Source organism: Methanoregula sp., from assembly GCF_050010295.1.
GTDB lineage: Archaea > Halobacteriota > Methanomicrobia > Methanomicrobiales > Methanospirillaceae > Methanoregula.
The window spans coordinates 215,176-234,171 of sequence record NZ_JBEKLH010000002.1; the positions used below are offsets into that span (position 1 = coordinate 215,176).

The following is an 18,996-nucleotide window of genomic DNA, read 5'->3' on the forward strand; positions in this document are numbered from 1 at the left end:
TCAGAACCAAAGAAAAACTAAAGATAGCAGAATGCCTTAACATAGCATAACGGTCAATCGGGGAGATGTACCGCATGCAGCAATCGAAAAAGACCAGTACCCGTGAATCCGGCGTGTCTGAGGTTATTGGCGCCGTCCTGCTCATATCGATCGGGGTTACTGCTGCTGCAGTCATCGGTGTCGCAGTACTGTCTCAGCCCACTCCCGTGAACGTCCCTGCTCTGGATGCGATCATCTCCAGTGTCGGGCACACGATTCAAATCTACCATAACGGGGGGGATACGTTGCAGAGTGCAGCTATACAGATCCTTGTCGATGGAACGGCGGAACCATTTCAGAAAGGGACGGATTCTTCATGGCAGTCCTGGTCCATCGGCGAGACACTGACTTATGTTGACCCGAACCCGAATGGAGCGAAAAGCGTACAGATCGTGTATACCGGGGCTTCTTCGCCTGCCATATTGGCCTCTGCGTATTTTGGCCAGAATGGTATGCCCCTTGCTTCCCGTACCATAACGGCAACGGCCGGAACTGGAGGAACAATCTCCCCCTATGGCACAGTTGGTGTAATTTACGGTGACAGCCAGCAATTCAATATCACCCCCAACACCGGCTATCATATTGCGAATGTGGCAGTTGACGGCAGTTCGGTAGGGGCCGTACCAGCCTATACATTCCCGAGTGTCACATCAGATCATTCGATCTCGGCAACATTTGCGATTAACCAGTATACGATAATCCCGTCGGCTATAGGCAACGGGGCAATAAACCCCAACACGCCACAAACGGTGAATTACAGTGCCACCCCGTCATTTACCTTCACCCCGAATGCCAATTACCAGCTCAGTTTTGTAACCGTCGACGGGTCGAATGTCACGCCTTCCGGGAACAGTTATACCTTCCCGCCGGTGACAGCGAACCATGCCATATCGGCAACGTTTGCGATCCAAACCTATATGATAAATGCCACAGCCGGTTCCAACGGAGCGATCTCGCCATCCGGTATGGTCAATGTAAACTCCGGTGCCAACCAGAGCTTCACGATAACCAATAGCACCGGTTATTCTATTTCCAATGTCCTTGTGGACGGTGTGCCGAACGGTTCCATTTCAGGTTATACCTTCACCAACGTGCAGGCAAACCATACGATCTCGGCAACATTTGCGGGTTTGACGTATACGATAAATGCCACAGCCGGTTCCAACGGAGCGATCTCGCCATCCGGTATCGTGAACGTAAGCTATGGTGCCACCCCGACATTTACCTTTACGCCGAACACCGGCTATTATCTTAGTACAGTAACCGTCGACGGGAACCCTGTCACGCCTTCAGGGAGCAGTTATACCTTCCCGCCGGTGACGGCGAGTCATACGATATCAGCAACGTTCGCCATCAACATGTATACGATAACTGCCACAGCCGGCCCCAATGGTGCGATCTCGCCACCCGGTATCGTGAACGTAAGCTATGGTGCCGGCCAGGGCTTCACCATTACACCGAATACCGGTTTTTATACTGCAAGTATCCTTGTGAACGGCATTCCCGTTGTTGGACCGCCGGAAAGCGGCAATCCAGCGTACACGTTCTCCAATGTCACGGTGAACCAGACGATCTCGGCAACATTTAATGCGACCCAGACCGTAACCGGCATCTCACCGGCCGCCGGCCCGCTAGGCGGTGGAATGGTAGTCACCATCTCCGGCAGCGGCTTTACCGGGGTGACTGCAGTAAGGTTTGGCGGCAATGCAGCAACCTCGTACACGTTTACCAACGATACTTCGATCAAAGCGACTGCCCCGGCGGCCGGTTCAATCGGAACCGTTGACATCACCATCATCATTAACAATATCGTCTCAGCGACGTCATCAGCTGACAGATATACCTATACAACCCCGCTCACGGCTATCGGTGCGATCACCGGCACGACTACGGTCGGTAGTACGCTGACAGCCGGTGCACTGACGCCATCGGGTGCAACTGCAACCTATCAGTGGCAGTATTCTACCTCACCGACTGGCACATATACAGCCATCTCGGGAGCAACAGGGAGCACCTACATAGTGGGATCAGGTTATGTCGGTGATTACATCGAGGTTGTCGCAACCGGAACGGGCAGTTATACCGGTTCAGTGACCAGCGTGGCGTCAAGCCAGGTAACGGCCCCGCTCACGGCAATAGGAGCGATCAGCGGCACGCCTCAGTTCGGTAGTACGCTGACAGCTGGTGCACTGACGCCATCGGGTGCAACCGCGACGTATCAGTGGCAGTATTCTACCTCACCGACTGGCACATATACAGCCATCTCGGGAGCAACATCTTCCACGTACACCGTGGCTGCAACGTATGTCGGTGATTACATCGAGGTTGTCGCAACCGGCTCGGGCGGCTATACCGGTTCAGTGAACAGTGTTGCATCAAGCCAGGTAACGGCCATTACGATAACGGCAATAGGAGCGATCAGCGGCACGCCTCAGTTCGGTAGTACGCTGGCAGCCGGTGCACTGACGCCATCGGGTGCAACCGCGACGTATCAGTGGCAGTATTCTACGACATCGGGCGGTACGTATACAGCCATCTCGGGAGCAACATCTTCCACGTACACCGTGGCTGCAACGTATGTCGGTGATTACATCAAGGTTGTCGCAACCGGCTCGGGCGGCTATACCGGTTCAGTGACCAGTGTTGCGTCAAGCCAGGTAACGGCCATTACGATCACGGCAATAGGAGCGATCAGTGGCACGCCTCAGTTCGGTAGTACGCTGACAGCCGGTGCACTGACGCCATCGGGTGCAACCGCAACCTATCAGTGGCAGTATTCTACGACATCTGGAGGTACGTATACTGCCATCTCGGGAGCAACATCTTCCACGTACACCGTGGCTGCAACCTATGTCGGTGATTACATCAAGGTTGTCGCAACCGGCTCGGGCGGCTATGCCGGTTCAGTGACCAGTGTTGCGTCAAGCCAGGTAACGGCCATTACGATCACGGCGATAGGAGCGATCAGCGGCACGCCTCATGTGGGTACTGCACTGACGGCAGGTGCATTGACGCCCTCAGGTGCGACCGCTACCTATCAGTGGCAGAGATCTCCCACATCAGGCGGTACGTATACAGCCATCTCGGGAGCAACATCTACCACGTATACTCCGGTTGCCGGTGATGGCGGCTACTACATCGAGGTTGTCGCAACCGGAACGGGCGGTTATACCGGCGCCGTCACCAGTGTATATGCAGGACCGGTAACGATAGTCCCGGTCATCCAGACGTTCACCTCATCAGGCACATCGACCGTGCCCCAAGGCGCCGTTAGCGTTCAATACTGTGTAGTAGGAGGCGGCGGTGGCGGAGGGCATTACGGTGGCGGCGGTGGCGCTGGCGGGTTCTTAACCGGCACATTAACAGGTAGTTTATCCACTTCTTATACGGTAACTGTTGGTGGCGGTGGCAACGGGGCAACAACTGCAACCGCTGCTGGTGCAAGCGGGATCGCCTCTGTATTTTCAACTATTTCCGCGGCCGGCGGTGGTGGCGGAGGTACCAGCAGCACCACTGCTTCGGTTCATAACGGAGCAAATGGAGGTTCCGGTGGTGGTGGTGTAAGGTCAGGAAGTTCTGGCGGAACGGGCACATCGGGTCAGGGAAACAATGGTGGAGTGGGAAATACTAATGGAGGCAATTATCTTGGCGGCGGTGGCGGTGGCGCCGGTGCTGCTGGTAGTGCTGCAACTACTACTGTTGCCGGTAACGGGGGCGCAGGTAGCACATGTCCCATTAATAGCGTAATTTACGCCGGAGGCGGCGGTGGCGGCGCCGATTCTACGCATACGGCTGGTGGTGGCGGTAGCGGTGGCGGCGGCGCCGGGTCCAGTTTTGGTGCCGGTACAATAGGAACAGCAAATACCGGCGGTGGCGGTGGCGGTGGCAATAACGGTGGCGGTGGCAACGGGGGCGCTGGCGGCTCCGGTATCGTCATCCTCTATTACTCTTAATCCCCGATACTGGCTGGCTGATGAACGGATAGCAGAGAGAAGACTTCATCTGCCAACCAATATCTGTACGGGTAACCCGCCCGTTTAACGCCGGATTTTTCGGCTCTGAAAACCGGGCATGAACCTATAACTCCGCAATCATGAAAATCGTTCATTTTCGAGAGGTCCCCCGCATCAGGGCCACTCCGAGACACGGCGGCGAAGGGAGGTTGAACCCGGGGTGGCGGCATTAACTGCCGCAGCCTTCTAGCGCGTCTGTACGTAATACCGATGATTTCTACAAAGCCGATTTTTCCTGGAATAATCTCCGAACATTAATCTGATTCTGACACTCCCGGGGCCATGCGCCAGAATGACGGATTATTGGGGCTTTCGAATAATCCATCGCGATTGGAAAACCAGCCTCTCGTGCAAAATCCTGTTAAGGATGATGGAACGCTCTGCACATCCGAACATGTACAAACACTCCGCTTATAGCGTCGTATGGATCTCCGCTATGCCCCGAGGTGTGGATGTATTACTGGAGGTGACGAGTGTCCCGCCCTTATAGATCTGGATACTCATGGTCCTGACGGACCCATCCCCTTTTTCGATGAACCCGTCGATCGTTCCGCTGCTCATGTACATCTGGTAGAACTGATCACCCGAACTGTTCACTTCCCGGACCATCCCGTTCGCGGCGATCTGACCGGTAAAATTCCCCGGGTAATCGACCAGCACCCAGACGCCGGTTTTGGGAATAATGTACTGGGCCTGGAGGGAGAGCGTGGCTGGTGCGGTAGTTGCCACGGGCTGGAGAGTCGCGATCGTTGTGGGAGCCGGTGTCGTGGTGGTCGTGGGTTTCGTAGTCGTCTGGCGGGGGAGGGACGGCTTTTCAACCGGCCCCGGTATCAGCATGATCATGCCCCCGATACAGATTCCGACGATAAGAATCAGAGCAACGATCGCAAGAAGCGGCGAAACCGGTGGCGGTTCTTCCGGAAGGGGATTTTTTGTGTTCCGGGCTATGCCATAGATCGTCCATTCCGGGACTTCAGGGCGGCCCGAAGGAATGTCGACCTCTCGTGTACCCGCATCCATACTCTCCTTCCTGCTGAGTGAAGGGAACGCGGCACGATACGGTTCCAGCCTGACCGGAACCCCGTGATTCCTGAGGATCGCGATGCATTTGTCACGGTTCTGGACATCCATGCCGGTAGCCAGATGAATAAAAATGAGTTCAATCTCGCGTGTTCTCCCTCCCCCTGAACCGACCGTGAGCTGTATGACCGGTTCACGCAGCCTGTTCGTCCCTGCAACAGCGAGCACGATTGCGGCATAGGGGATATTCTCCGCGGGATTTCCAGAATCACTTTCCACAAGGATGAGCCGGCTGCCGGTGAAGGTTGCCATGTAACCGACACCGCTGATAATGAGTTTCTGGGTTGTGTGAATGACGGACTCATCGCTGCCCAGGTTCAGGTTATCCATAGGACCACACAGGTGTATATCTGTAGTTACTGTATGTCTCCCTCATAATAATCCCTACAGGTTCCTGACGGAATCAACCGGACCGGCGCCCGTAACCGGTTGCCAGCCCCGGTATCCGTATCTCCGTATTCCTGCTCACGAGCAGGTTGTACGCATCGTGTCCCGTGTTATACCGTACCAGCACATTCCGCAGTTCGAGGACCGTTCCATAGGGGGCGGAGGTGATCAGGTCGTTTTTTGGTGTAATGTGGTACGAAGGCAGCACAGCGTACACCGGTGTCCTTGCCGTCCCGTCGCAGATCTTGAATACATGGCTCCGGGCATCGCCGAGTTCCCCGCTCATCTTCAACCCGGCAACATTGACCCGTTTTCCTACGTGCAGGTGGATCCTGGACAACCGCAGGAATTTTGATCCCGGGGAGATCTGGTAGGTACTCCGCCGCTGCCCGTCCTTGCGCAGGACTGCATAACTGTACTTGATGTCCGTATTCACGTACCGGTACGAGTCCTCGCAGCGGGCAAGCGCCTCCATCACGGTTGTCATCCTGATGGCTGGAGCGGACTCAAAACTCCAGCAGCGGGGGGCAGTGCAGGGAGTGCCCCAGATGAATGAGCACGGGGCGTGGATGGAAAGGCCGTATGTTGCCAGCGCGATCGTAAGGGATCGCATCCGTTTGGCGTTCTCCTCGTCGGCAGGCTCGACGATGAGGACAGAACCCTCAGGTGCCAGCCGTTCTGCAAGCCGTGCAACAATGCCGGCCCGTGTGTCAAGGGTCGAATCCGGTAATTCATTGAGGACATTGGAAAAGATCAGGAGATCGATCTTTTCAGGGACGTCAGAGATATTCACGTCCCTGAGATCCGCTTTTATCGGCGGCATGATCTCAACGCCGGCGCTTTTTTTTACAAATTCTCGGGCCAGAAACGTGAACGCTTCGAGATGTTCTTCCGAACGCTCTACCGACCAGACGGTTGCCCGGGCACCATCGAGCCTTGAGTAGAAATCAGCGATGGCGAGCGGGACGACCCCGGGCCCGGTCCCGGCATCGAGGATGGTCATGGTATTCTTCAGCAGGCCGTCCCGTGCGAGCATGGCGAGAAGACGTTCGGTCTGCATGAGATAGACCGGGAAATGATATGCCAGATAGCCCAGAACACTGTATCCTTTGGTGTACTGGAGGGAACGTTTATGGGATGGTTTCCAGTAATCGTCCTTCTGCGCAACGATCGCCCTCCGGAGCCGCTCAAGAATGACCGGATCCGTCCAGTCTCTTCCCACTTTTTTTGCCAGGTAGCACCCGATGCCCCGATCAAGGGCTGCAGGGATTGACCGTGCTGTAAAAAATGCTTCCGTCCGCTCCTGCTCTTCCCTGTTCAGGAGGTACTGTTGCGGTAGAACTATCCGCGAGATCTCGACATCACCGGCGTTCTCTTTTGCCGTAAGACCGAGTCTTGTAAGTTCTGGTCTGATGATGCCATATATCCGGCTGACGGTCATTGGCTCATCAAAATACGCTGTAATCTCCGACAGGGAAAAAACCGGTGTTGTGCTCGCCACATATCGTACGGTCGAGAGGACCTTTTTCTTGTTCATTGCCTGCCGGTTACTTGGCCACGGACGATATTACATCTTTGGGAAGACTGTAACGGCCGGAAGGGCCGTTACAGGCTTGAGAAGAACGCGGGATCGTTCTTCGAATGAAACAATGGTTGACAGGATGGCCGGAAGGGCCGTTACCGGCTTGAGAAGAACGCGACCCGTCCATGAACGATAAGCGGGTGATCCGCCCCCTTTTTGGACTCACCGGATAAATCCATAGTGTTGTATGGCAGGCGCACGTCCTTCCCGGTGTTCGTTTACCGGCATCTCTCGTTTTTTTGCTGAAAAGAGGATAGATGCCTTCGTAATCGCCGACATATCTGCGATTACCGCACAGGAAGGTCGTCACCCCCGCGATATTCTTCCCTCCTGTCGGACGATCATTCTTTCGGTGCAGTGATGACGGACAGGTACTTCTTCGGTACCCCCGGGGAAAAGAGAGAGGAGACGAAACGCTTGAAGGAGGTGCTCAAGTCGGTTCCGCTCGCACTGAAGGACCGGCTTGAAAGCGAAGGTTCCTCTTCGGTAGCAATTCTCCCGTCCCTGCCACTGAAGGTGGAGGGTGGCACGGTACGGGGCCTTCTCTCCTTAAAGCACTGCGCGAGGGGGGATGCCGGCCTGGGAACGATTGGGGGTAATACGCTGCCCATCAATCCCGAATTCGGCAACTGGCTGGCGCTGGCTGCGGTGATTACTGAAAGGGAGATCAAAGCATCCCCGCCCCCGCTTTCCCCGCCGGAATGTACCCGGTGCAACCAATGCGTTGAAGCATGCCCGGCCGGGGCGATCCATGAGGGTTTTGTCACCATCATGGCTTGCCGGAATCTTATGGACTATATCCCCTGCCCGCTGCTCTTCCCACTGGTCAGACACACCTTGCAGAGAAAAAAGAGTGCCCGCATCACGACCGCGTTCCTGAACAGGTTCGGTTCCCTGGTCGGGAATCAGGTGACCTGCACAGCATGCATAACTGCCTGTCCGTACTTCCATAAGCAAAGAAGGTGATTACTGGTCATGCTCGATCACTGTCCCGGGGCTGCCAACCTGCGCACGCCTATGCTCTCAATCAAGAAGTGCCCCCAGTGCGGCGGGGAAGTCGAAATCTTCTCAAACGACATATCGGTGAAGTGCAGCACCTGCGGTTTTGTGGTCTACAACGATATCGAGTCCTGCGTCCAGTGGTGCAGGAATGCGAAGGAGTGCGTAGGGGAAGAGATGTACAACAGGATCATGGCGCGGAAGAATGCGAAGGCGCAGAAATAGGATTTGGGTATACTTTTTCTATCCCGCCTCATTCCGGAGTGGTCCTGAGATGGAGGAGTCTCGTAAATATTGACAGATAGTATCATTTTAGGGCTCGTTAAAAATCCTATTTCATCCTGTAATTCGTATATTATTTGTCAGTTATGAGGGTGACCCCCTCTTTCAAGTCGAAGAACTCTAGCGTGTTCGATCGAAGACCTACGGTCTTCTCCTGTCTCAAGTCTGATGACTTTCGACAAGAGGGAGTTTTTCCACACTCCCTCTGCCACATCTCTAATGAGATGCGGCATTCTCCAGCCTGCTCTTCCCTTCGGGAACAGCAGTCTTCCCGGAGGGGGGCAATGTAGGGGGAGCATCCCCTTGAATCTATGAGAGGTCTTCAGACCTCGAAGAGGAGAAGATTTACGAAGTAAATCTTCGATCCCCTATTTTTCAGAGGTTTTTCACCAACCTTCTGAGGGACTATCGCATTATGGGTTGCCGCAGCGGCGGGGGGCTGAGGTGCTTTGCCGAAGCCCCCAAGAGCGTTAGGAGAGTTTTCTGACGATTCTTTCAGAAAAAAATGGGCATATTACCAAAGACGAATTTACGGAAGTGCCAGCATCCGCTCGATGGCGCCCCGGGCACGGCTGGCGATCTCTTCCGGCACGGTGATGCGGGGCTGGAGGGTGGCAAGCGCGTCCCGGACTTTTACCAGATCGGTTTTTTTCATGTTGCGGCAGAGTGCTTCCGGGGAGAGGGGGTAGCAGCGTTTGTCTTTACACTCCCGGGCAAGCCGGTGCAGGATCCCGACCTCGGTCCCGATGATGAACTCGTGTTCTTCCGAACTGCAGACATGCCGGACAATACCTGAGGTGCTGGCGACATGGTCCGCCAGATCGATGACCTCCGGGCGGCACTCGGGATGAACCAGGAGGACTGCGCCCGGGTGGGCATCGCGTGCTTCCCGTACCATTTCCGGCGTGATCCGGTCGTGAACGATACAGAACCCTTCCCAGGGCAGGATCTCTTTTTTGGTGAACCGCTTGGCATAGCGCGCGAGGTTTTTGTCCGGAACAAATATGATCTGGTCCTGATCCACTGAATTGACAACCCTGATGGCATTCGACGAGGTGCAGCAGATATCGCTCTCAGCCTTCACCTCCGCGGTCGTGTTCACGTAGCAGACGACGCCAGCGTCCGGGTACCGGGATTTCACGAGCATGAGCTCTTCAGCCGTGATCATCTGTGCCATCGGGCAGCAGGCGTCCTCCGCGGGAAGCAGTACGGTCTTTTCCGGTGAGAGAATAGCTGCGGTCTCGGCCATGAAGTCCACACCGCAGAAGACGATGACCTCACCTTCCATCACGGCGGCAGCGCGGGAAAGTTCAAGGGAGTCACCGGTCAGGTCAGCGATATCCTGAACCTCAGGAGGCTGGTAGTTGTGCGCAAGAATGATCGCGCCCCGCTTCTCCCTGAGCCGGAGGATCTCTTCCCTGATGTCAGTCCTGTCCTTCACGCTCTCAAAACTCCTGTATCCTATTCATCGCTCCTTTTTAATCAAAGCGTCGCTGCCGGTGGGGGTCCAGCTAGTTCGTTGACCAGACCGGATATTTATCCGATGAGCCTGCCCAGTACCTGGTTAAGCGTATGAAGATCATTTTTCCGGATAAGACAAGCAGGGTGACCGAAATCACCCCGGTGACGGTCGACGTGCTCCTGCAGGATCTCGGGATCAACTCCTTTGAGGTCCTTGTCTTGCAGAACGGGAAGCTTGTGACGGAAGATGCTGTCGTGGAGAACGGTGACGAGATCCGGGTCATCCGGATTGCCCACGGGGGATGAGGGTTGACCCGCGATCCCCTGCCCGGAAAAACTCCTCAGTGTTCGATCTGCAAGGAGCCGGCCGCGTTTCAGGACAAAATAACCGGCCGCCACCTCTGTGGGAACCATTTCATGAGCGATCTGGAACAGAGGGTGGCAGAGACAATCCGGTCCCGGAAGATGATCCTGCCCGGGGACCGGGTTGCAGTTGCCTTAAGCGGGGGTAAGGACAGCACGGCACTCCTGATGCTCCTCTGCAGGCTCCTCCCGGCCTGGGATGATGTCCGGCTCACTGCCATCACCATTGATGAAGGTATCCTCGGATATCGCGAGGATACCATCCGCTCGGCCGAACGGCTGGTCGGGAAGTACGGACTTGATCATATCCGCATCTCATTTGCGGATCTTTTCGGGGGTTCGCTTGATGAGATCCTCAAAGACCGGCAATCCGGGGCGTGCAGTGTCTGTGGTATCCTGCGGAGGAAGGCGCTCATCGTCGCAGCCCGGAGAGCGGGGGCAACCAGACTGGCGACCGGTCATAACCTTGATGACGAGGCGCAGTCCGTCCTGATGAACCTGCTCCGCGGCGACCTGCCACGCCTGGTACGTGACAGCAGCCATAATTCTTCCGGGCAGTTCATTCCAAGGATAAAACCCCTGGGCCTCGTATCGGAAAAAGAGATTGCAACCTATCTCATGCTCCAGGGTGCATGGGTGGATCTCCCCGAGTGCCCGTATACTCTCCATGCCCTGAGGAGGGAGGTGAGGGCTATGCTCTCCACGCTGGAATACCAGTACCCGGGAACCATGCTGCACCTCATGGAGAGCAAACGAAAGATCGAAGGGTATTGCGGTGAAGAAACCCTGGCCGGACCGATCCGTTCCTGCCGGGAATGCGGTGAGCCCTGCAGCGGCGAGATCTGCCAGTTTTGCCAGCTCCGGCAATCACTGGGCCGGTGACGGGTCTGGTTCTGTCCCTTCAATGCGGTACGTGTGCGTGTAGATTACCATCTTCCCTCCCCGGGCAAACCCGACCACGGTCAGCCCGGTCTTCTCGGCCGTCTCCACGGCGAGGGTTGTTGTCGCACCCCGTGAGACGATGATCGGGATGCCGGCGATAAGACATTTCCGCACCATCTCGGACGAAATTCTCCCTGATACGATCACGTACGTCCGTGAGAGGTCAATGCCATTCCGGAGGCCGTAACCAATAACGCGGTCGAGCGCATTGTGCCGCCCGATGTCCTCGGAGACCGCAAGGATCTTCTCCCGGTCCAGCAGCGCAACGATGTGTATCCCTCCCGTGGTGACGTGGAGCTCGGAGTTCAGGACCGCCTTGACGGAGTTCCAGATATCGGCAGTGCTGATCGTATAACCGGAATGGATCTTCGGGAGTTTTTCGGTGTCGATATAGGACGTGCTCCCGCCGCAGCCGGAGAGGATTGTCTTCTTGGGGCCGAGCACCTTGAAGAGATTCTTCGTAATGACGCTCATCCGGTTCTTCTCGATCTTGATCGACTCGATCTCATCAACGCCTTTGATGATCTGCTCGGTGAAGAGGTAGCCGGTCACAAAGTCCTCGAGCTGCACCGGGCTCATCATCGCGGTCATCGCATGCCGCCCGTTGACGAAGAGGGCGAGGGGTGCCTCCTCGATCACTTCGTGGAAGCCTTTTTTGGCTTTTTCGCCATCGACCCGGATACAGGGCAATCGTCTGAACATGATATATTCCGTAAGATAATCCTCCGGGGAATGCATCAGCATTGCATTATTTCAGGACTTCATCCATGCTGCCGCTGCGATAGCCCTCGAGGTCGAGTGTGACGTAGGAAAACCCGATACCCCGGAGTTTTCCTGCAATGGTGCTCTGCAGATCCAGTATTTTTCCCATATCCTCTTTATGTACTTCTATCCGGGCAATGTTCCCGTGCATGCGGACCCTCAGCTGACCAATCCCCAGTCCTGCCAGAAAGGCTTCTGCCTCTTCGATCCTGCGGAGTTTTTCCGGGGTTATGGGGTCTCCGTAGGGAATACGCGATGATAAGCAGGCAGCCGACGGTTTCTGCCAGACCGGGAGGCCGCACGCTTTTGCGATGGCGCGGATATCCTGTTTGGTTATTCCCGACTCTATGAACGGGTGGAGGATCCCCTCCTCGGTAGACGCGGTGAGGCCCGGGCGGTGCTCGCCCATGTCCGAGACATTGATACCGTCCGCAATACATGCAAGGCCCAGTTCTCCTGCCCGTTTCTTCAGGTACTCAGCTGAGATTTTCTTACAGTAATAGCACCGGTCTGATGAATTTTTACAGAATTCTTCATCATCCATCTGCGGGACGCGGATGATATCGAGCGCGAGTCCCAGTTCTCCGGCAATCTGTTCTGCCTGTTCCACTGCTGACCGGGGAACCACGGGACTGTCAAGGAGCACGCAGCGGGCTCGCTCTCCCAGTACCTGCCGTGCAAGGGCTGCCAGGAGGGTGCTGTCGACTCCCCCGGAAAAGGCTACGAGCATCGAACCCTGTTTACGGATATTCCCAAGGAGAACCTGTTTTTTTTCTGAAACGCTCATGGTGTCATCACACGCGGCAAAACGGATGGGAGGAAAGAGTGGATTTATGAACCGCACCGTTCTCTGGATGGTGCGTCTGAGGAGCTGCCGCACTGGCTCTCCTCGCCTTCCCGCAACTGGTGGCAGATGTCACAGGTGCGCTGGACGAGGTTCACGTTCCTGCCGTCCCTGAGGTCCTGCGCCAATTGCTCGATGGACTTTTTCACCTCATTCTCAAATTCGATCCGGTACCCGCGTTTCCCCGACAGGTACTGCGACACTGCGGAGGGTGCAATCTCGAGCATCCGCGCCGCTTCCACCTGGGAGACGCCGCACTTGACAAGCTCCACCGCGATTGCCGCCCGGATTGCGGGCAGGACATCCCAAACGATCTTCTGGCAAGGAGATTCCATCACAACACAACCTTTATGTTGTTACAATCCCGACATAATAGATTGCATTCACAATTGTGAATTTGTCCTGACAGCAGATAAATCCTGCCCTTTATTCCCGTCCGGTAGGGATTGCATTCCCCGGGAGTCCCCGCAAGGCAGCGGCCGGAAAGGTTGCTGGTCACGGCGCCAGCGTGTAGGGAAAGAATAATCCCGTGAACGGCGCACATAATCAGGTATACGGAGAAGAGCATGGGAGAAAAACGCCTCGTCTACATGGATCACTCGGCGACCACGTACACCCGGAAGGAAGTACTGGACGCAATGATTCCCTATCATGCGGAAAACTTTGGCAATCCCTCCTCCATTTACAGCATCGCACGCGCTTCCAAAAATGCTATTGACATTGCCCGTGCGCAGGTCGCAAAGGCGCTTGGCGCAGACCCGGAGGAGATATACTTCACCTCCTGCGGGAGCGAATCCGACAACTGGGCCATCAAGGGTATTGCATTTGCCAACCGGAAGAAGGGCAACCATATCATCACCACCAAAATTGAACACCATGCCGTTCTCCATACCTGCGAGTACCTGGAAAATCAAGGTTTTGCCGTTACCTATCTGCCGGTAGACAAATACGGGCTTGTCGACCCTGCGGAACTTGAAAAAGCCATCACGGACAAGACTATCCTCATCACGATCATGTATGCCAACAACGAGATCGGCACCATCGAACCCATCGCTGAACTGGGGGCAATTGCCCGCAGGCACAAGGTGTATTTCCATACCGATGCCGTTCAGGTCATCGGGAATGTTCCGGTCGACGTCAGGGCCCAGAACATCGACCTGCTCTCGCTCTCCGCCCACAAGTTCTACGGCCCGAAAGGTGTGGGGGCCCTCTATATCCGGAAAGGGGTAAAGATCGACAACCTGATCCATGGCGGAGGTCAGGAGCGCCGGCGTCGTGCCGGTACGGAAAATATTGCCGGCATCGTCGGGCTTGGAAGAGCTATCGAGTTTGCAACGGCTGATATCGAGGGACATAACCGGCGGATCCGGGCAATGCGGGACCGTCTTCTCAAGGGGATCGTGGAAAAGATACCGCATGCCTACCTCAACGGCCACCCGGAAAAACGGTTGCCCGGGAATATCAACATCAGTTTCGAGTTCATCGAAGGCGAGTCTATGCTCCTCTGGCTGGACGACGAAGGGATCTGTGCCTCGACCGGCAGCGCCTGCACGTCAGGATCCCTCGAACCCTCGCACGTCCTGCTGGCGACCGGTCTCCCGGTAGAGATATCCCACGGGTCTCTCCGCCTTACTCTCGGGAACGTGAACACGGAGGCAGACGTGGATTTCGTGCTGGATGTGCTTCCGAAGGTTGTATCCCGTTTGAGGGACATGTCTCCCTTGTACCAGAAGAGCGGGAAGGAAGGAGGCTGCAATGTACAGTGACAAGGTCATGGACCATTTCAAGAACCCCCGCAACGTGGGCGAGATAGAGAACCCTGACGGAGTCGGGGAAGTCGGGAACCCGGTCTGCGGGGACATCATGAAGATCTTCCTGAAGATCGAGAATAATATTGTCACCGATGCAAAATTCAAGACATTCGGGTGCGGTGCTGCAATCGCGTCCAGCAGCATGGCAACCGAACTGGTCCGGGGAAAGACCCTCGAGGAAGCCTGGGAGGTGTCCAACAAGGCGGTGGCAGAAGCCCTCGAGGGACTCCCGCCGATCAAGATGCACTGTTCGGTGCTTGCGGAGGAAGGTATCCACAAAGCAATCAACGATTACCGGAAGAGACACGGGCTGCCCGAGTGGGAGGAGAAGAACCCTCATTCCCACGACCACGAGGAAGATCTGACCTGCCAGCATTAGCTCCGGATCGGCCTGGAGGCAAAGTGCCGCGGTCCGGAAGGGAATTTTGCAGAATATCCTGATGAAGCCGGGGATCAGGAAAAATTTGCCGAGACGAAATTCAATAAATAATCCTCCCGACAATGATGAAACTAAGTTTCCGGAGAATGAACCGGACGCCCCGCCCGGACTAATTTCGGACACCCCGGCGGAAGTTAGGTGATGCATGTTATCCCAACGTGAACTCGACAGGTACAAACGACAGATCTTGCTCTTCGGTGAAGAAGGGCAGGAAAAGCTGAAAAAATCAAAAATATTTATCGCTGGCGCCGGGGGACTGGGCTGTCCCATATCCATCTACCTTGCGGTTGCCGGCGTCGGAACGATCACGCTCGTCGACATGGATGTCGTGGACCAGACCAATCTCAACCGCCAGATCCTGCACTATGACCGGGACATCGGGAAGAAGAAGACCGTTTCTGCAGAAGAGAAGCTGCGCGAGATCAACCCGGATATCAGGGTGAAGGTCATCGATACCACCATCGACGAAACGAATGTCCTCAGCCTTGCCGGCAGTGCCGATGGCATCGTAGACGCGATGGACAATTTCCCCACCCGTTACCTCCTCAACGAAGCGGCAATAACAAAGAACATCCCGCTCTTCCACGGCGCGATACGCGGGTTATACGGGCAGGCAACGACTATCATTCCGGGAGTGACTCCGTGTCTCAGGTGTATCTTCCCGAGCGCTCCTCCAAAGGAAGTCTTCCCGGTGGTGGGGGTGACCCCCGGGCTCATCGGGATGGTGCAGGCAACAGAAGTACTGAAATATCTCACCCACGAAGGCAGGCTCCTGACAGACCGGCTCTTCCTCTGGGACGGCTTGGAAGCACGTGCGGAGGAGATCTGCGTTGAGAGAAACCCGGCCTGTCCGGTATGCGGCGGGAAGAATACCAGAAAGACAACAACGGAGAGAAAGAGATGACAGTCAAGGTACGGTTTTTTGCCCGGTTCCGGGAACTGCTCGGGACGGATATTCTTGCAGAACCAGAGAGTGGAACCGTCTTTGCGAGTCTGGTAAAGGACATTGCAAAGAAGAACAGGGAAGGATATGACGCCATCTTTGACGGGAACGGCAATTTCCGGGAGTTCGTCATCCTGATGCGGAACGGGAAGCGGCTTGAGGCGTCCGATGCAGTCACGCTCACGGTGACAGATGGCGACGAGATTGCGGTATTCCCCCCTGTCGCCGGGGGATGAATAACCGGGGTATCATGATTGCCATCCAGCACGAAGATGTCGATATCGGCAGGCTGATCAACGACGCGAAGCGGGCGGGTACCGGGGCCGTTGTCGTGTTTGACGGGGTTGTCCGGGATGATGATATCCGTGAGATGGAGCTCGAGGCGTACGAGGAGGTCGCACGCCGGGAACTCGAGAAGATTGCGGAGGATGCAACGAGGCTCCATGACCTTTTCCATGTCGATATCATTCACCGGATTGGCCGGCTTTCGGTAGGAGAGAACATCCTTATCATTGTCGTCAGTGCCGGCCACCGTCCGGAAGCGTATGCGGGTTCACGCTACATCATCGAAGAGATAAAAAAGGGCGTGCCGATCTGGAAGAAGGAGCTGACCCGGGATGGAGGGCGTTGGGTGCCCGGTGAACACCCGCATGGTTCAGGAAAGAGTGAGTAGATCATCGTGTTTTTTCGATTTAGAGTTCCTTCGTAATCCTTTGGGATGAACGCCGTAGCAGTCGAAGAACTCTGATGAGTTCTTCGCCACTCACAGGTCGCTTCGCAACCTGTTCTTAGTCAAAGAACTCTGATGAGTTCTTCCTCGGCCAATCCTTCCTGATGCGACGATTGACTCCCCGCGGTGGGGATCAGTGACTGAAAAAAACTCCTTGCCCCGCCGTGCCCCGTAGGGGCCCTGAGGCGGGGAGCCGTCGCAAATATCGATCTTTTTAGTAACTTTCATTATTCAGGTTCAATTTCGTTTCTCATTATTTCTAAAGAGCCGAACCTTTTCATCGTTTAAAAAAATCGTAACCTGAGACAAGATCTGTGGAATGCACCACTTCCCTGCTTTCCTATCTCCTCGTGATGGTCAGGTTCACCCGTTCAAGGGCGAGAGCTGTCTGGTTGGCAAAGGCGGTCAGGATCCTTGACTGTTCAGGACTAATGAACCCGTTCAGTTCGGTGGGCTTGACACCCATGATGCCGACGACCCCCTGCGTGCCCTGGAGCGGGATGTACCGCAGCCGCGATCCATGGAGGGTGTCGGTATCGTAACCGGCAACGGCCCCGTGCTGGTACGCCCATGTTGCAACGGCAATGTCATCCCCGTCGAGGACCAGCCTTTCGCTGGCCGAATGTACGATCAGGCGGTTCTCCCGGGGAAGAAGAAACACCGAATCCCACTGGAAGATCTCGGTGATATGCTTCCGGACTGCGTTGATAATTGCGTCAGTCGTGACAGCCACCGCGAGGTCTTGGGAAAGGGCATAGAGCGTGCCGGTCTCTTTTTCCCGGATCTGGGCGGCATCGGCGTGTTCGCGGGCCCGTGCAACGAGAAGGCTGACCACGGCGCCGACAATAATCATCCCGGCAAACGTGATCAGGTATTCCGTGTCCGAGATCCTGAATTCCAGGTGGGGGGAGGTGAAGAAGAAATCAAATGCGAGGACCCCGATGATACTGGTGAAGATGGCGGGGCGGAGCCCCCTCCGCCACGCGACCGCCACGACAGCCAGAAGGTAAAGCATCGCAAGGTTCGTCGGTGATATAACCCAGTGGATCAGCCATCCGATGATGGTGACACCTACGACCAGGAAAAAGCTTGCCATGTAGTCCTTTGGCGGGGTTGCCGGGAGAAGCGGCTCCATCTCCACCGGCTCTTCCTGTACATCCTTGCCGCTGCTGATCACGTAAACATCGATGGGGCCGCTGTTGTGGATGAGCTGGTCGACAACCGAGCCAAAAAGATACTCCTTCCACCGCGCCCGGAGGGTCTTGCCGATAATGATCCTGGTCACATTGTGCCTGCGGGCATAATCAAGGGCCGTTGACGCTACGTTGAGCCCGAAGACGGTGGCAGTCGTGGCGCCGAGTTTCTCCGCGAGCTGGAGGGTGCGCCAGAGCTGTTCCTTCCCTTCCTTGGAAAGTCGGTGGTGGGAGGGGGTTTCGATGTAGATCGCGCTCCACGAGGCATTCGTGCGGTCAGCCTGGCGGCGTGCAGTCCTGACAAGCCTCTCCGAGAGCGGCCCTGGTCCGATGCAGACCAGCAGGTGTTCGCTCGCGGCCCATGGGCCGGGTATCGCCCGCGTCTGCATGTAGGCGAGCATCTGGTTATCGACCCGTTCCGCGGCGCGCCGGAGGGCCAGCTCCCGCAGAGCGTAGAGGTTACCCTCGTTGAAGAACTGCTCGATCGCCCGCTGTGCCATGTCAGGGACATACACTTTACCTTCCCTGAGCCGCTGGAGCAGTTCCGGTGGGGCGAGGTCAACGAGCTCGATCTCGGCAGCCTCGTCGATCACCCGGTCGGGAATGGTCTCCCGGACGATGATCCCGGAGATCTGGGCGACCACGTCATTGAGGCTCTCGACATGCTGGACATTCAGGGTCGTATAGACATCGATCCCCGCGTCGAGCAGTTCCTCGACATCCTGGTAGCGTTTGGGGTGGCGCGACCCCGGGGCATTGGTATGGGCGAGCTCGTCCACGAGCACGAGCCCCGGATGGCACTGAAGTATCGCGTCGAGGTCCATCTCCGGGATCCTCACGCCCCGGTATTCCACCTCCTTCCGGGGAACTGCCTGGAGGCCTTCTACCAGCGCTTCGGTCTCCGGCCTGCCATGAGTTTCGACATAGCCGATCTTTACATCAATCCCTTCGTTTTTTCGGAGGTGCGCTGCTTTCAGCATCTCGTAGGTCTTGCCAACGCCAGCGATGTATCCCAGGAAGATCTTGAGGCTGCCCCGGTGCTTCTGCCGCTCCTCGCCCTGGACGTGGGCGAGGAGGGTGTCCGGATCGGGGCGGCATTCTAAGGGGACGGCCATGGGTAGCGCGT

At 56.1% G+C, this 18,996-nt stretch carries 17 protein-coding genes; 10 read left to right on the forward strand and 7 right to left on the reverse strand.

What is annotated here, in order from left to right; translation table 11 throughout:
* Nucleotides 1-74: 74 nt before the first annotated feature.
* Nucleotides 75-3,992 carry a beta strand repeat-containing protein gene (locus ABSB80_RS03975; RefSeq protein WP_428368401.1) on the forward strand — a complete coding sequence of 1,306 codons (3,918 nt, stop codon included), beginning with the start codon at nt 75-77 and terminating at the stop codon, nt 3,990-3,992.
* A gap of 471 nt (nt 3,993-4,463) precedes the next feature.
* Here ABSB80_RS03975 and ABSB80_RS03980 read toward each other — a convergent pair whose 3' ends face one another.
* The gene (locus ABSB80_RS03980; protein ID WP_428368403.1) at nt 4,464-5,462 is read right to left on the reverse strand and encodes a hypothetical protein; all 999 of its coding nucleotides are present in this window, start codon (nt 5,460-5,462) and stop codon (nt 4,464-4,466) included.
* 73 nt (nt 5,463-5,535) lie between these two features.
* Entirely contained in the window at nt 5,536-7,056 is a 1,521-nt protein-coding gene (locus ABSB80_RS03985) for a small ribosomal subunit Rsm22 family protein (protein WP_428368405.1), read from the reverse strand.
* A 405-nt stretch (nt 7,057-7,461) separates the two neighbouring features.
* Between ABSB80_RS03985 and ABSB80_RS03990 the strand changes: the two genes are divergently transcribed.
* Together ABSB80_RS03990 and ABSB80_RS03995 are read left to right on the forward strand one after the other, a co-directional pair.
* Nucleotides 7,462-8,067, forward strand: coding sequence for a 4Fe-4S binding protein (locus ABSB80_RS03990; protein WP_428368407.1), 606 nt, complete (start codon nt 7,462-7,464; stop codon nt 8,065-8,067).
* 9 nt (nt 8,068-8,076) lie between these two features.
* Entirely contained in the window at nt 8,077-8,325 is a 249-nt protein-coding gene (locus ABSB80_RS03995) for a hypothetical protein (protein ID WP_428368409.1), read from the forward strand.
* 586 nt (nt 8,326-8,911) lie between these two features.
* On the opposite strand, the gene nadA is transcribed toward ABSB80_RS03995, so the two are convergent.
* Nucleotides 8,912-9,823: a quinolinate synthase NadA gene (gene nadA / locus ABSB80_RS04000; protein ID WP_428368411.1), complete on the reverse strand. Its 912-nt coding sequence runs from the start codon at nt 9,821-9,823 to the stop codon at nt 8,912-8,914.
* Nucleotides 9,824-9,954: 131 nt separating this feature from the next.
* Between nadA and ABSB80_RS04005 the strand changes: the two genes are divergently transcribed.
* The gene (locus ABSB80_RS04005; RefSeq protein WP_428368413.1) at nt 9,955-10,149 is read left to right on the forward strand and encodes a MoaD/ThiS family protein; all 195 of its coding nucleotides are present in this window, start codon (nt 9,955-9,957) and stop codon (nt 10,147-10,149) included.
* A 111-nt stretch (nt 10,150-10,260) separates the two neighbouring features.
* Entirely contained in the window at nt 10,261-11,088 is an 828-nt protein-coding gene (locus ABSB80_RS04010; protein ID WP_428368415.1) for a TIGR00269 family protein, read from the forward strand.
* Here ABSB80_RS04010 and fdhD read toward each other — a convergent pair.
* Genes fdhD through ABSB80_RS04025 form a run of 3 tightly spaced genes read right to left on the reverse strand, consistent with a single transcriptional unit; the run spans nt 11,074 to nt 13,089 of the window.
* Entirely contained in the window at nt 11,074-11,850 is a 777-nt protein-coding gene (gene fdhD, locus ABSB80_RS04015; protein WP_428368417.1) for a formate dehydrogenase accessory sulfurtransferase FdhD, read from the reverse strand. The genes ABSB80_RS04010 and fdhD overlap by 15 nt on opposite strands.
* A gap of 46 nt (nt 11,851-11,896) precedes the next feature.
* On the reverse strand, nt 11,897-12,697 hold the full coding sequence (larE, locus tag ABSB80_RS04020) for an ATP-dependent sacrificial sulfur transferase LarE (RefSeq protein WP_428368419.1): 801 nt from the start codon (nt 12,695-12,697) through the stop codon (nt 11,897-11,899).
* A gap of 44 nt (nt 12,698-12,741) precedes the next feature.
* The gene (locus ABSB80_RS04025; protein ID WP_428368789.1) at nt 12,742-13,089 is read right to left on the reverse strand and encodes a transcriptional regulator; all 348 of its coding nucleotides are present in this window, start codon (nt 13,087-13,089) and stop codon (nt 12,742-12,744) included.
* A gap of 231 nt (nt 13,090-13,320) precedes the next feature.
* Between ABSB80_RS04025 and nifS the strand changes: the two genes are divergently transcribed.
* The 5 genes from nifS to ABSB80_RS04050 all read left to right on the forward strand — a co-directional run bounded on the left by nifS (nt 13,321) and on the right by ABSB80_RS04050 (nt 16,620).
* Nucleotides 13,321-14,520: a cysteine desulfurase NifS gene (gene nifS, locus ABSB80_RS04030; protein ID WP_428368421.1), complete on the forward strand. Its 1,200-nt coding sequence runs from the start codon at nt 13,321-13,323 to the stop codon at nt 14,518-14,520.
* Entirely contained in the window at nt 14,510-14,944 is a 435-nt protein-coding gene (gene nifU / locus ABSB80_RS04035; protein ID WP_428368423.1) for a Fe-S cluster assembly scaffold protein NifU, read from the forward strand. The genes nifS and nifU overlap by 11 nt, the downstream gene beginning before the upstream one ends.
* Nucleotides 14,945-15,149: 205 nt before the next feature.
* A complete protein-coding gene (locus ABSB80_RS04040; RefSeq protein WP_428368425.1) occupies nt 15,150-15,908 on the forward strand; it encodes a HesA/MoeB/ThiF family protein in 759 nt (252 codons plus the stop codon).
* On the forward strand, nt 15,905-16,183 hold the full coding sequence (locus ABSB80_RS04045; RefSeq protein WP_428368427.1) for a MoaD/ThiS family protein: 279 nt from the start codon (nt 15,905-15,907) through the stop codon (nt 16,181-16,183). The genes ABSB80_RS04040 and ABSB80_RS04045 overlap by 4 nt, the downstream gene beginning before the upstream one ends.
* Before the next feature lie 14 nt (nt 16,184-16,197).
* The gene (locus tag ABSB80_RS04050) at nt 16,198-16,620 is read left to right on the forward strand and encodes a molybdenum cofactor biosynthesis protein MoaE (RefSeq protein ID WP_428368429.1); all 423 of its coding nucleotides are present in this window, start codon (nt 16,198-16,200) and stop codon (nt 16,618-16,620) included.
* 397 nt (nt 16,621-17,017) lie between these two features.
* Here the strand turns inward: ABSB80_RS04050 and ABSB80_RS04055 are convergent, their stop codons facing one another.
* A complete protein-coding gene (locus tag ABSB80_RS04055; protein ID WP_428368431.1) occupies nt 17,018-18,985 on the reverse strand; it encodes a DUF4118 domain-containing protein in 1,968 nt (655 codons plus the stop codon).
* Nucleotides 18,986-18,996 lie beyond the last annotated feature (11 nt).